General features: G+C 41.0%; 11 protein-coding genes. 2 read left to right on the forward strand and 9 right to left on the reverse strand.

What is annotated here, in order from left to right; genetic code table 11:
- The first annotated feature begins 8 nt into the window (after positions 1-8).
- Positions 9-314, forward strand: a complete 306-nt coding sequence (locus H5202_RS10835) for a TusE/DsrC/DsvC family sulfur relay protein (protein ID WP_182772086.1) — start codon at positions 9-11, stop codon at positions 312-314.
- A gap of 511 nt (positions 315-825) precedes the next feature.
- Here H5202_RS10835 and serS read toward each other — a convergent pair.
- The 6 genes from serS to lrp form a co-directional block, all read right to left on the reverse strand.
- Positions 826-2,112 (reverse strand): serine--tRNA ligase, encoded by a 1,287-nt coding sequence (serS, locus tag H5202_RS10840; protein WP_182772077.1) that lies wholly within the window; start codon positions 2,110-2,112, stop codon positions 826-828.
- A gap of 18 nt (positions 2,113-2,130) precedes the next feature.
- On the reverse strand, positions 2,131-2,505 hold the full coding sequence (gene crcB / locus H5202_RS10845; protein WP_182772078.1) for a fluoride efflux transporter CrcB: 375 nt from the start codon (positions 2,503-2,505) through the stop codon (positions 2,131-2,133).
- The gene (locus H5202_RS10850; protein ID WP_182772079.1) at positions 2,498-3,829 is read right to left on the reverse strand and encodes a replication-associated recombination protein A; all 1,332 of its coding nucleotides are present in this window, start codon (positions 3,827-3,829) and stop codon (positions 2,498-2,500) included. Before H5202_RS10850 ends, crcB begins: the two co-directional genes overlap by 8 nt.
- Before the next feature lie 8 nt (positions 3,830-3,837).
- Positions 3,838-4,482, reverse strand: a complete 645-nt coding sequence (gene lolA, locus H5202_RS10855; protein ID WP_182772080.1) for an outer membrane lipoprotein chaperone LolA — start codon at positions 4,480-4,482, stop codon at positions 3,838-3,840.
- A 2-nt stretch (positions 4,483-4,484) separates the two neighbouring features.
- Positions 4,485-7,142: a DNA translocase FtsK gene (locus H5202_RS10860; RefSeq protein ID WP_182772081.1), complete on the reverse strand. Its 2,658-nt coding sequence runs from the start codon at positions 7,140-7,142 to the stop codon at positions 4,485-4,487.
- A 272-nt stretch (positions 7,143-7,414) separates the two neighbouring features.
- Positions 7,415-7,912 (reverse strand): leucine-responsive transcriptional regulator Lrp, encoded by a 498-nt coding sequence (lrp, locus tag H5202_RS10865; RefSeq protein WP_182772082.1) that lies wholly within the window; start codon positions 7,910-7,912, stop codon positions 7,415-7,417.
- Between the two features lie 182 nt (positions 7,913-8,094).
- Between lrp and ald the strand changes: the two genes are divergently transcribed.
- Complete coding sequence (gene ald / locus H5202_RS10870) at positions 8,095-9,210, forward strand: alanine dehydrogenase (protein WP_182772087.1); 1,116 nt, start codon at positions 8,095-8,097, stop codon at positions 9,208-9,210.
- A gap of 106 nt (positions 9,211-9,316) precedes the next feature.
- Here ald and H5202_RS10875 read toward each other — a convergent pair whose 3' ends face one another.
- The 3 genes from H5202_RS10875 to gluP form a co-directional block, all read right to left on the reverse strand.
- Entirely contained in the window at positions 9,317-11,575 is a 2,259-nt protein-coding gene (locus H5202_RS10875; RefSeq protein WP_182772083.1) for a bifunctional diguanylate cyclase/phosphodiesterase, read from the reverse strand.
- 224 nt (positions 11,576-11,799) lie between these two features.
- The gene (locus tag H5202_RS10880) at positions 11,800-13,014 is read right to left on the reverse strand and encodes an RsmB/NOP family class I SAM-dependent RNA methyltransferase (protein WP_182772084.1); all 1,215 of its coding nucleotides are present in this window, start codon (positions 13,012-13,014) and stop codon (positions 11,800-11,802) included.
- A gap of 302 nt (positions 13,015-13,316) precedes the next feature.
- Positions 13,317-14,184 (reverse strand): glucose/galactose MFS transporter (gene gluP / locus H5202_RS10885; RefSeq protein WP_182772085.1); only part of this gene is annotated, 868 nt, incomplete at its 5' end.

Here is a 14,184-nt window from a genome sequence, read left to right on the forward strand (position 1 = left end):
GCCAACAAATCGAAACCGATCATCAGGGCTATTTAAAAAATGTAAATGACTGGCAAGAGCCTATGGCGGCTGTGATTGCTGCCACTGAGAACATTCAGTTAACTGAGCAACACTGGGAAGTTATCCGTTTTGTGCGTGATTTTTATCTAGAGTACAAAACCAGCCCAGCTATTCGTGTGTTGGTCAAAGCGATAGGCCAACGATTAGGAGCAGATAAAGGTAACTCAAAATACTTATATACTTTGTTTCCGATTGGCCCAGCGAAACAAGCAACAAAAATAGCGGGATTACCCAAACCGGCAAAATGTTTATAGTTGATTAGTACTGACAAAAAAGCCCGCTTAAGATAACTTAAGCGAGCTTTTTTAATTGCTAACCTTGACTGCGGTTATTTTGGAAATATATTTTCTATCACTATAAATGCTGCTTGAGCTAGTTGAACAATTACCAACAAAATAAAAAAGAAGATAACTGATAAATAGATAAGCCTACGATTATCACGCCGACTTGAACCCATTACTGGTTGTACCAACCCTTATAAATATGTGACCAACTCAAACTGAGTGACACAATTTCCAATACAACGTAAAAATAAAATATGTGTTGCGATACGGTAACACCGTTAACACGATTTACGGATTACGAGGTTACTCAACGCGCACAACATACAGGTCTTTTAGAACGACGAAGGTCTAAAGCTCTATCCTGTACAAGACTGACGATTAACACCCTAGCCACACTCAAAATGGACCGCGGCTAGGACTCTATCAATTGGCCAATCATATTAGCTAACTATAATTAGCCAACTATAAATAGCGCTTAACATTAACCAATCAGACTTAAACCGCCCATGTATTGACGTAATACTTCAGGTACTGTAATGGTGCCATCTTGATTTTGATAATTCTCAAGTACTCCTACTAACGTACGGCCAACCGCTAAACCTGAACCATTTAGGGTGTGCAATAAAGCTGGTTTGTTATCGACTTTGCTACGGTATCTAGCTTGCATTCTACGCGCTTGGAAATCTTTCATATTTGAACAAGATGAAATTTCTCGGTAAGTATTTTGCGCCGGTAACCACACTTCGATATCAAAAGTTTTACTTGATCCAAAGCCCATATCACCAGTACATAACACCATAGTGCGGTACGGTAAGTTTAATAACTGTAATACTTTTTCAGCGTGTGAGGTAATTTCTTCCAATGCTTGCATTGAATGATCTGGATGAGCAATTTGCACTAATTCAACTTTGTCGAATTGATGCTGACGGATCAAACCACGGGTATCACGACCATAAGAGCCCGCTTCACTGCGGAAACATGACGTTAACGCCGTCATTTTCATTGGCAGCTCACTTTCGTCCACTATCATATCGCGCACATAGTTGGTTAATGGCACTTCAGCAGTTGGGATAAGTGATAAACCTTGGCCTTCTTCAGTAGCGGGTTTAGTGTGGAATAAATCTTCGCCAAACTTAGGTAATTGGCCTGTGCCTAATAAGCTTTCTTCGTTAACCAATAACGGTACGTAAGCTTCGGTATAGCCGTGTTCAGTGGTGTGAAGGTCTAGCATAAACTGACCTAAGGCACGATTTAAACGGGCAATTTGGCCACGCATGATAATAAAGCGTGAACCGGTAATTTTAACCGCACTTTTAAAGTCCAATCCGCCTAATGCTTCGCCTAAATCTAAATGATCTTTCACTTCAAAGTCGAATACCTTTGGAGTGCCCCAACGACGCACTTCAACATTGTCGTTTTCATCTGCGCCTACAGGAGCAGATTCGTCTGGCAAATTTGGCATGCTCATGGCAATGCTATTGATCTGTTGCAACAACTCAGCAAGCTCAGCTTTCTTTGCATCTAGCTGCGCACCTAAATCACCCACTTGCGCCATAATGGAACTGGTATCTTCACCGCGCGCTTTAGCTTGACCAATCGACTTCGAGATCGCGTTACGCGATGCTTGTAAGTCTTCTGTAGCAACTTGTAGCGATTTACGCTTTTCTTCAAGTTGGGTCAAATTCTCGACATCAAGAATAAAGCCACGAGTGGCTAAACGCTCGGCAGTGATTTCCAGTTCATTACGCAAAAATTTTGGATCTAGCATGGTGTGAGTTCTTTTTAGTTAAACGCGAGAAAATATAAGTTGTTGACCTAAATACACCATAAATAAACATAAGGTGACATTCAACAACACATTTAAAATAGCTTTATGCCACAAGCCTTCTTGCAATAGCAGTAAGGTTTCATTCGAGAAAGTCGAAAACGTCGTTAATGCACCCAATAGACCAATGCCAATAAGTGCTTTAATTTCAGGGCTAATATGACTCAATTGCCCTAACGCATAAACTGCGCCCATTAAAAACGATCCCAATAGATTGACTAACAGTGTACCAAAAGGAAAACTGCTTCCAAATAGCTGGATCATAAAAATTGAAAGAAGATAGCGTAAAACTGCACCAATTGACCCACCTAATGCCACCAACAACACATTAGTCATAGCGTTTGTCCTCGCTTTGTTGATCAAGTTGGCTTAATTGGGCCAATTTATCTTGAATGCGTTTTTCAAAACCTCTGTTCGTGGGTTGATAAAATTGACTGTGTTGCAGTGATTCTGGAAAGTAATTTTCTCCAGCAGCATAAGCACCAGGTTCATTATGTGCATAACGATATTCTTTACCAAAACCGATGTCTTTCATCAGTTTGGTTGGCGCATTACGCAGATGGTTGGGCACAGGTTCATGTCCCGTTTGTTTAGCTAACTCGCGAGCGGCACCAAATGCACTATAAACAGCATTACTTTTAGGGGCACTGGCTAAATACAACACTGCTTGTGCTATCGCTCGCTCACCTTCAGCAGGTCCAATACGGTGATAACAATCCCATGCATTAAGCGCAACGGTCATGGCTACTGGATCGGCATTACCAATATCTTCTGAGGCAATAGCTAATAAACGGCGGGCAACATATAAGGCATCTCCGCCACCTTCTAAAATGCGGCAATACCAATATAAAGCGGCATCCGGCGCAGAGCCCCGTACCGATTTATGTACTGCCGAAATCAAATCGTAAAATTGATCACCATTTTTATCGTAGCCTGCGGCTTGATGCCCAGCGACTTGCGTCAGCATCTCGGTGGTAAACGCACCAGCATCTGCCACTAAATCGCTCATTAACTCAAGCAAATTTAGCGCCTTACGTGCATCACCATCACTTATGTCGGCCAATTGCTTGGCTACATCGGCAGGTAATGTTAACTGACGTTTGCCCAAACCACGTTCAACATCGGCTAATGCTTGATTCACAATTAAGTTAATTTCGTCAGAGCTTAGGCGATTAATAAGATAGACACGCGCACGCGATAATAAAGCGTTATTGATTTCAAATGAGGGGTTTTCGGTGGTGGCACCAATGAAAATAACGGTGCCGTCTTCAATAAAAGGTAAAAATGCATCTTGCTGGCTTTTATTAAAACGATGAACTTCGTCGACAAATAATAAAGTTCGTTGTCCACGACTTTGGGCAATAGCTTTGGCTTGTTCTATTGCAGCGCGAATATCTTTTACGCCTGACGTTACCGCAGAAATACGTTCAACATGGGCGTTGGCATAATGGGCAATTAACTCTGCTAATGTGGTTTTCCCCGTACCGGGTGGGCCCCATAGCAACATAGAATGTGCTCGATTAGCCTCTAGCGCTTTCCGCAGAGGTTTACCTTCACCTAATAAGTGTGCCTGACCAATGTATTCGCTAATGTCCCTTGGGCGCATACGAGCAGCCAAGGGGCGAAAGTCTGGGGCAAAATCAAAACCTAAATTAGCCATAAAACGTCTTAGTTAGCTTGCTTTAAACGTTGATCGTCTATATCAACGTTATCAGGCACAGCAAACTTAAATATGTTTGCTTCGTTGTCTTTCACTTTACGTTGTTGGGTTAACGCAAATTGGCTGAGGTTTCCTTGCTCGTCAGTTAAGTTGAATTTAACTAACTGGCTAGCTTCAAAACACACACTCACGGCAACAACATTGCTGTTAAGTTTTTTAGGTTGAATATCAAAACAGGTTGATTTTCCGATTACGGCACGCTTAGTGACCGAATACTTAGACCATGTCGCTTCGTCTCGATGCACTAACAAGGCCATAGGTGATGCATCAACGGCTTGAGCAACATCCATCACGGTGACGTCTTCCGCAAAAGGATTATAAATCCACAAATTAGCGCCATCAGCCACAATTAATGATTCGTCTGGCTGAGTTAAATGCCAGTAAAATTGATTCGGATACGCAAGTGCAAACACCCCGCTTCCGGTTTGAATAGGCTTACTATTTATGTCAGTCACTTGCTGGGCGAATGTCGCATGCAAGCTGTCTATATTAGATAGCTTAGCGCGTAATTCGGTTGCATCATCGGCCATTGCGGCAACGCTGCTTAAACTTGTGGCTAATAATAGGCTTAACACTGTAATACGTTTATTCATCATTAATTCCTCGGTGGTGGCGGAGCCAACACTTCACGATTACCATTGTGGCCTTGGGCTGTCACAATACCTTGGCTTTCCATCATTTCAATAATGCGGGCGGCGCGATTGTAACCAATTTTAAATTTACGTTGGACGCTAGAAATGGAGCCGCGGCGAGTTTCGGTAACAAATGCTACCGCGTCATCATATAACGCATCCAACTCTTCTTCGCTATCGGAGGTTTCACCAGGTAACAGTACTTGTTCACCATCTGTAGCACCATTAAGAATTTCTTCAATATATTGTGGCTTACCACGAGCACACCAATCGGCTACGACTTTATGCACTTCATGGTCGTCAATAAACGCGCCATGAACACGGTTGGGTAAACCCGTTCCTGGTGGCAAATACAACATATCACCCATGCCTAGCAGCGTTTCTGCACCCTGTTGATCAAGAATGGTACGAGAGTCAATACGCGATGAAACTTGGAACGCAATACGGGTTGGAATATTAGCTTTAATCAAGCCAGTGATCACATCAACTGATGGACGCTGTGTCGCTAATATTAAGTGAATACCAGCCGCACGTGCTTTTTGGGCGATACGAGCAATAAGCTCTTCTACTTTCTTACCAACAATCATTATCATGTCAGCAAATTCATCAACTACCACGACAATAGAGGGTAGTTTTTCTAAGGGAGGCGCATCGTCTAACATGCTTTCTGAAGACTTCCACAATGGGTCTGGAATATACTCCCCTTTAGCAGCAGCTTCTTTAATTTTAAAGTTGTAGCCTTTAAGGTTACGCACACCTAATGCCGACATTAATTTATATCGACGTTCCATTTCGCCTACACACCAGCGCAGTGCATTGGCCGCTTCTTTCATATCGGTAACCACTTCACACAATAAATGTGGAATACCTTCATACACCGACAATTCGAGCATTTTAGGGTCAATCATAATAAATCGGACATCATCTGGGCCCGATTTATACAACAAACTGGTGATCATGGCGTTCACACCGACCGATTTACCAGAACCCGTTGTACCAGCAACTAATAAATGCGGCATTTTACCTAAATCAACGACAACAGGGTCGCCGGCAATGTCTTGGCCTAACACCATAGATAATGTCGATTTACTTTCTTTGAACGCTGCAGAATCAAGTACATCTCGCATAAACACAGTTTCACGGAACTTGTTCGGTAATTCTAAACCTACATAAGCTTTACCGGGGATAACCTCAACAACACGCACGTTTTCGGACAGTAATGAACGGGCTAAATCTTTCGATAAATTGGTGATTTTAGATGCTTTAACCCCAGGGGCTAATTCAAGTTCAAAACGGGTAATCACCGGACCAGGATACACCCCAACGACATTGGCAATAATGTTAAAGTCAGCCAACTTTATTTCAACCAAGCGCGCGACTTGCTGCAATTCGGCTTCACTTATTGGGTTTTTCTTACGATCAGGGACATCAAGTAAAGTAATACTCGGTAGCGGGTCCATTTTTTGGCGAGCTTGTTGTGGCGTTTGACCATCAATCACCACCACACCATCAACAATTCGGACATCTTTTTTCGGTTTTTGCTGTGCAACTAATGCACCGGTTGAATGAGGCTTATTAAATGCTTCCTCAAATGGCTCATCAGCAATATCTAGATGATTGATTGCAGGGCTATCATTAACACCATCATCATTGTCGTCATCAATGTCAAAATCGACATCATCTTTAGTCGCTACCCAAGGAGCAAAAGGTGTGTCGTCATTATCGTGTTTCATCGATGGCTCTTGGCGCTCATCTATTTCAAGCTCATCGTCATCAATGTCTGATGCAGTAACATCTTCAACAGGTTTAGTTTTTCGGCTAAAGAAGCTGCGTTTTTTCTCTACAATAGGTGGCGTCACAACTGTTGATTTGGTATGAATTGGTACTTCAACTGACGGCGTGCTCGGTTTATCCAGTGAGAGCTCATTTTGTAGATCGATTTCTTTACGATTCTGGGTGAATTTATCCACTAATGACATAAAACCTTTAGTATCTTCGGTTTCACGCTCACGTTTAAATAGTCGAGGTAGTGACCATATTTTCTTAACGCACCAGATAGAACCTAAACCGGTTAACTCAATAATGGTTAACCAACTCACCCCTGTCGCTAAGGTAAAGCCTGCACCAATAAAACACATTAATAGTAATGTGGTACCTAGCTTATTAAAATACGGCAACATGGCCTGGCCAATGACGTCACCTGCAACACCACCAGCTGAAAACACAAACATATTGTCGGCATTCATACTGACCAGGGCTGCTAATGCCAACAACATCAGAATAAAACCAATAATTCTGAGGCCAACTGAAAAATAATCTATTTCGAACACCCGATGCGCACGATTAAAAATAAACCAACCGGTTGTGGCTATAATCATGGGAATTAAAAAGGCGATGAACCCAAAAAAATAAAACAGCACATCTGCCGTCCAAGCACCAACAGCACCTGTCCAGTTATGTATTTCACCTTGAAAATGCGATTGACTCCAGCCAGGGTCACTTGGATTGAAACTGGATAATGCCAAAAGAATATAGGTTGCAACCATGCAACACAAAATAAGGCCACCTTCAAGCAACCGTTGAAGGCCACTGAGTGTTTTAAGACTATTTTCCTGAGTCAAACGAAAGCATCCATAAAAAAGTGAAAAATAAGGGTTAAGATAACAGAATACGACTGTATTTGCAGTGATTATGCACCCTGAATTAATCAAGCTCAATGGATTGTTATGTCGAATTAATCAAGAAACATAAAAGCGTTGATGATGGAAGACAAGCTGATGATTTTATATACATAAATGGTTGATTACAGAAAAAGATGAACATAGACAACCATAGTCATCTATTATTCATCATTCAGGCTATTAAAACTGTATAGCAGATTACGCTAGCGGAGTTACCCTAGGTTGTATAATGCAACCTTATTAGTTTGTTTAACCTCTTCCATCACTACATAAGTACGAGTATCTGAAATTGATGGTAACTTCAACAAGGTTTCACCGAGTAATCGTCGATATGCAGACATATCTGACACTCTAGTCTTTAATAAATAGTCAAAATCACCAGAGACCAAATGACATTCTTGGATGTCATCAAGCAATTGTACTGCACGGTTAAAGCGGTCAAAAATGTCTGGCGTATCACGATTTAGAGTGATTTCAACAAAGACTAATAAGGAAGCACCCAGAAAGTGCGGATTAACCAACGCGGTATAACCACTTATAAACCCCTGTTTTTCTAGCCTTTTAACTCTTTCCAAACACGGTGTAGGACTTAAGCCTACTCGTTTAGATAGTTCAACATTTGAAATGCGACCATCTTGTTGAAGCTCATTTAGGATATTACGATCAATACGGTCTAAATCTTTCACTGAAAAGCTTTTATTATTCGCCATACATTCAACCTTGTTTTGTCCATAAAACAATACTTTTATCTATTAATTATGAAAATTCAGCAACATAATCTGCTAAAGCAGCACTATACTAGAGTCACCTGAAATAAGCACGTTCAGGTCACAATTAATAACAACTATACCCACTTGAAGTGGGGTTTTTTATGTCAATCGAGGCTCAAATAATGATTATTGGTGTTCCAACAGAAATCAAAAACCACGAATACCGTGTAGGCATGGTCCCTTCAAGCGTACGTGAATTAACCATAAAAGGTCACGAAGTTTTTGTTCAATCAGACGCGGGTATAGGCATAGGTTTTACCGATCAAGATTATATTGATGCGGGCGCCTCGATTTTTGCTACTGCAGCTGAAGTGTTTGCTAAATCAGACATGATTGTAAAAGTAAAAGAACCACAAGCAGTTGAACGTGCAATGTTACGTCACGACCAGATTTTATTCACTTATTTGCACCTTGCACCAGATTTGCCGCAAACTGAAGAATTAATCACCAGTGGTGCTGTTTGTATTGCTTACGAAACCGTAACAGATGACCGCGGCGGATTACCATTACTTGCACCGATGTCAGAAGTGGCTGGCCGTATGTCAATTCAAGCTGGTGCTCGCGCACTTGAAAAATCATTAGGTGGCCGTGGTATGTTGCTTGGTGGCGTACCAGGTGTTGAGCCTGCCAAAGTCGTTATCATTGGTGGCGGTATGGTTGGCACTAACGCCGCACAAATGGCTGTTGGTATGGGTGCTGATGTTGTTGTTTTAGACCGCAGCATTGATGCATTACGTCGTCTAAACGTTCAGTTTGGTTCAGCGGTTAAAGCTATTTACTCAACTGCTGATGCTATTGAGCGTCACGTGTTAGAAGCCGATCTTGTTATTGGTGGTGTATTAGTTCCAGGTGCTGCAGCGCCAAAATTAATCACTCGTGACATGGTAAAGCGCATGAAACCAGGCAGTGCAATCGTTGACGTTGCTATTGACCAAGGTGGTTGTGTTGAAACTTCTCACGCTACCACTCACCAAGATCCTACTTACATTGTCGACGATGTTGTACATTACTGTGTAGCTAACATGCCTGGTGCAGTTGCCCGTACGTCTACGTTTGCATTAAACAATGCAACACTACCTTACATCATCAAGCTAGCTAATCAAGGTTACAAACAAGCATTATTAAATGACAAACATTTATTAAATGGCTTAAACGTAATGCACGGTAAAGTAGTTTGTAAAGAAGTGGCTGAAGCGTTAAACCTAGTATTCACTGACCCTAAAAGCCTACTTAATTAATTTGAATTAGCCTTTGGTTAATCAAACTAAAAATGCCGCATTATTAATGCGGCATTTTTTATGTTTATTAATCGCGAATATCAAACACTATTATCAAAAACTAATATTAAAAGATACGAGACTGTTTCGCCAATAATTCAAAGAAGTCATTTTTAGGCATTGGTTTATAATAATAATACCCTTGCACCGCTTCTATATTCTGTTTTTTGATAAAGTCTAATTCAACTTCTGTTTCAACACCTTCAGCTACAATGGACAGATCTAATGACCGGCTCATACTGACAATCGCTTCTATCAACGCTTCATGTCGAGAACCCAATGAAATTTTCTGGATAAAGGATTTATCAATTTTAACTTGGTCCACAGGGAAGTTAGCCAAATAAGATAACGATGAATAACCGGTACCAAAATCATCCACAGAAATTTGCATACCACGGTGCCGAAGTTCTGTTAATAATTGGCTAATCGATGATTGTTGTTTCATCATTAGTGATTCGGTGATTTCTAAAGTGATCAATTGATACGGGATCTCACTACCACCTAACGTCTGTGAAATATTATCAAAGTACGTTAAAAAACGTTCTTGCAACTCAGTGGTCCAAAATTCAATTGTCGACACATTAATTGAAAAAGGAATGGCATGACCAATTTTTTGCAATGCTAAAATACTGGTTAGAGCCTCTGTTCTCACCCACTCTCCGATTTGAACAATTAAACCTGATTCTTCTGCAATAGGAATAAACTCATCTGGCGAAATAAATTGACCGTTATGTATCCAGCGCAATAACACTTCAGCTTTAATGATTTGGCCACTACACGGATTAACAATGGGTTGGTAGTACAATTCAAATTCATTTTGGCTCAATGCTGACTTAAGGTGTAAGTACAATTCAGCATGTCTTTCTGCATCTTTTTGGATCTGCTGATTAAAAAACTGCAGACAATTACGACCTCGAGATTTTGCACTGTACATAGCTTGCGTAGCACAATTTAATATTTGCTCGACATTATCAGCATCGTGTGGATAGCGAGCAAGGCCGGTACTCATGGATAACATGACATCTTGACCACCAACAATAAAGAGCTTTTTTAACTCATCTTTTAGGTTATTAAACAAACTAATTAAAGACTCGGTGCACATATTACCCGGTAACACTAAAACAAATTCATCTGCTGCTATACGTGCAATAAGGACATTTTCGGGAATGGCACTCAGTAAACGCTGTGCGACATATTTCAATACAAGATCACCGTTATCATGTCCGAGGGTGTCGTTAATTTGTTTAAAATGATCGATGTCCATCAGCATCAAACTGAATTCTTGCTTGCTACCATTTTCGTTGTCATCTGAATCTATCATTGCTTGTAGACTTTCAAACAAGAATTTACGGTTCGATAATCCGGTAAGTTGATCGTAGTTGGATTGAAAGTTAATCATTTTTTCTGCGTTTTTACGTGCAGAAATATCGGTAATCAACCATGCAAAACAATTTTGTTGAGTAAAACTATCTCTAATAACCGTCACGGTGAGGGCTATATCAATGATGTCATTATCTGTTCTAAGCCCTTTTAACTCCCCTTGCCAACCGTGTCCTCGGTTTAAATGTTCAAATAACTCTGTTACTACACTCTGTTGGGAGTGGCTCAAAAAGCGATGAACATCAAATAATTTAAGATTGGGGTAATAAGTAGACGTTAGGGATTTAAAAATGGGATTGGCTGATAATACCGAGTTATCTTGACTGATGATCACTAACGCAATAGGCAAGCTGTTAAAAATTTTGCTGCTTAACCGCTGTATATGCATACCACGGCTTCGCTCAATGACTAAACTGGCTAGACGTGCTGCTTCTTGTATCAAGTGTAAATCTTGCGCCGACGGCGATTTAATCGTGTCATAGTACATGGCAAAAGTGCCCAGTACTTTTTGATTGCTGTCTTTTATCGGTTCAGACCAACACGCTTTTAGCCCGGCTTTTAAAGGTAATGCTTTATAGTCTTTCCAATTTGGATGATTCTCAATGTCTTCAACAATAACTCTTTCGCAAGTAAATGCAGCCGCGCCACAAGAGCCAACATTAGCGCCAATCTCGACGCCATTAATTGCATTGTTATACTCTTCAGGAAGATTAGGAGCTACACCGGACAATAACCGTTTGCCATCGTCACTCAATAAAAGCACCGACGCACGAGTACCAATTTTTTGTGCTTCAATCAATAAAACTAAGGCATGAAGCATTTCGCCTAATGGTAGGCCCTGTAATACCATATCGAGTATTGTACTGTATCGCTCGATACTCGATTCACGAAAATCAAGTTGTTCTGTATCTTCTATGAATTTATTGATATTGGGACCTTTATCCATAACGCTCCATCATCACGGCAAATGCTTAAAAAAGTTATTTCTAATGTATTAATAAGATTATGCATTTGTGAGAACTTAATCAATGTCATAACGTAAATTAATTCAAAATACACCGTTTTATGAGTGAAAATTATCCATAAAAAAAAACAGTGCAAATAAATTGCACTGTTTTTAAGCTATTAGCCTTAATTTGATTACGGTATAAATTGGTATTATTTGAATATTTATTCGCTAATACGTTCCATCTTTGCAATATAGAAACCATCAAAGCCGCGTTCTGACACCAAGATGTTTTCATCTTCGATAAGCGTAAACTGTGGATTGTCAGCAAGAAATGCATCGATTTGATCACGATTCTCTTCTGGCATGATTGAGCAAGTGGCATAGATTAATATTCCGCCTACTTTGACCATGCGGCTGTAACTTTGCAAAATATGCTTTTGCAATTCAACTAACACAGGCAAACGTTCTGGTGTATCTCGCCATTTTGAATCTGGATTACGTTTTAACACGCCAAGTCCAGAACAAGGTACATCTAGTAGCACGCGGTCAGCTGTTAATTTTAAACGCTTAATGGTTTTCGAACTGGCAATAATCCGTGTTTCAACATTATGAGCACCTGCACGTTTAGCGCGTGTTTTAAGATTATCGAGTTTCCATTGCTCAACATCCATCGCTAGCAAACGGCCCTTCCCTTGCATTTGTGCTGCTATATGTAAGGTTTTCCCACCGGCGCCCGCGCAAGCATCAACAACTCGCATACCAGGCTTTGCATCCACTGCATTGGCAACTAACTGTGAACCGGCATCTTGTTGTTCAAACCAACCATCTTTAAATGCATCGGTACGAAATAATGCAGAGTCGGACGTAACCTCAATAGCAGTAGCTACATCATCTAAAGGTACAGCTGTCACACCTTCATTTTGCAGGCGGGAAATGAGTTTTTCACGGTCACACTTCAGTTCATTAACGCGTAAATAGCGTTTTGGTTGCTCTGCCAGTGCCGCACGTTCAGCCGGCCACTTATCACCAAGCTGTGCCTGACCAAGCTCATTTAGCCACTCAGGGCAACCATCCCATAATACAGGGTCAGTTTTGGCTTGTTCTAGATTAGCCTCAAATGCGGCTTGCTCTAGTTGCAACGAATACTGCATTTTAGGTAAATCTAAGCCGTGAAATACATGCCAACCGTTGAGTAGTTTTGACCCTAAACGATCAAATTCTTCTGGTTTAATATCAACAAGAAAACAATATAAGTTTAAACGACGTAAAATATCGCCGGTGACTTGCGTGATCCGCGCTTGCTCTGATGGGTTAAGCGTTAAACCAGAAAAATGCTCTGAATAAGCTCTATCTAATGTTTTTCCTCGGGTTAACACCATAGTTAGTACATTTAAGACTAACTCTGATGAACTGCCTGACAACGGATAAGTCAACATGGGGGCTCTCTATCTAATATAACGATCAATTTAAAAACGTGCTGATCATAGGGATTAACGCTGTTGATAGCAAGGCCATATAAGCCTTTACCCCTCACTTCTGCAGCATAAAAAAACCATTTAATCTACGTTTATAGGTTTTTCTGTGATTGATATATTGTTGCAGCAACCGACCTTAATACGCTAAAGCTAACCTGTCCCCATTCACAACTGCATGATGTTATGTTCACTAATGCAATGCATTAAAAAGCGGCCCGAAAGCCGCTGATGATTAATCCTAATGACCTGTAATCAAAACGAGATTACATTCTTGAGCCTTTAGCACCATAGAATAAAATAAACGCGTAACACACCACTGGTAAAATAAACGCCACTTGTAAGCCCATACTATCAGCCATCACACCCTGTAATAATGGTAGAATTGCACCGCCCACTATGGCTAAACATAATATGCCACTACCTTGTGAGGTATGTGGGCCTAAATCTCGTAGTGCTAAGCTAAAGATAGTTGGGAACATAATCGAATTAAACAATCCAACTGCCAAGATTGACCACATGGCCACTGCGCCGGTGCTGTTCATTGCCACTAGCACCAATGCTGCAGCGACAAAAGCGTTAAACGCTAACATGGTACCTGCTGGGATTTTTTGCATAATCGCAGAACCGACAAAACGGCCGATCATCGCCCCGCCCCAATAGTAGGTAATATATTTAGCGGCTTCTGCTTCTTGTAAACCGGCAACTTGTTCTTCGCCTAAAAAGTTAACTAAAAAGCTACCAATAGACACTTCAGCACCAACATACACAAAAATACCCACAGCACCCAACACCAAATGCATGCTTTGTAAGGCACTTGTTTTGCCATTATGCGTTATCACGCCGGTAGCTGAATCATCAATGTGTTCAGCGATGGTAGGTAAATTGAGTTTGGAAAAAATTAATGCAAGTAAGCCTAACATTGCAGCCAGGATAAGGTATGGAAGCTTAACCACTTCAGCTTCTGATTGCGCTTGGCTTAAGCCATCTATTGCGCCAGATGCAACAGACAATATCAACACAGCACCAAAGAAAGGAGCAACCGTCGTCCCTAATGCATTAAATGCTTGGGTTAGGTTTAAACGACTTGATGCGGTTTCAACGCTGCCCAACGCATTGACATAAGGGTTTGCA

The organism is Shewanella sp. SG41-4 (assembly GCF_014164505.1).
Lineage (GTDB): Bacteria > Pseudomonadota > Gammaproteobacteria > Enterobacterales > Shewanellaceae > Shewanella.

Coding starts and splice junctions, on each gene's coding strand:
- lolA (WP_182772080.1), bottom strand. CDS start 4,482: ATGAATAAACGTATTACAGTGTTAAGCCTATTATTAGCCACAAGTTTA.
- serS (WP_182772077.1), bottom strand. CDS start 2,112: ATGCTAGATCCAAAATTTTTGCGTAATGAACTGGAAATCACTGCCGAG.
- lrp (WP_182772082.1), bottom strand. CDS start 7,912: ATGGCGAATAATAAAAGCTTTTCAGTGAAAGATTTAGACCGTATTGAT.
- H5202_RS10875 (WP_182772083.1), bottom strand. CDS start 11,575: ATGGATAAAGGTCCCAATATCAATAAATTCATAGAAGATACAGAACAA.
- crcB (WP_182772078.1), bottom strand. CDS start 2,505: ATGACTAATGTGTTGTTGGTGGCATTAGGTGGGTCAATTGGTGCAGTT.
- H5202_RS10850 (WP_182772079.1), bottom strand. CDS start 3,829: ATGGCTAATTTAGGTTTTGATTTTGCCCCAGACTTTCGCCCCTTGGCT.
- H5202_RS10880 (WP_182772084.1), bottom strand. CDS start 13,014: ATGTTGACTTATCCGTTGTCAGGCAGTTCATCAGAGTTAGTCTTAAAT.
- ald (WP_182772087.1), top strand. CDS start 8,095: ATGATTATTGGTGTTCCAACAGAAATCAAAAACCACGAATACCGTGTA.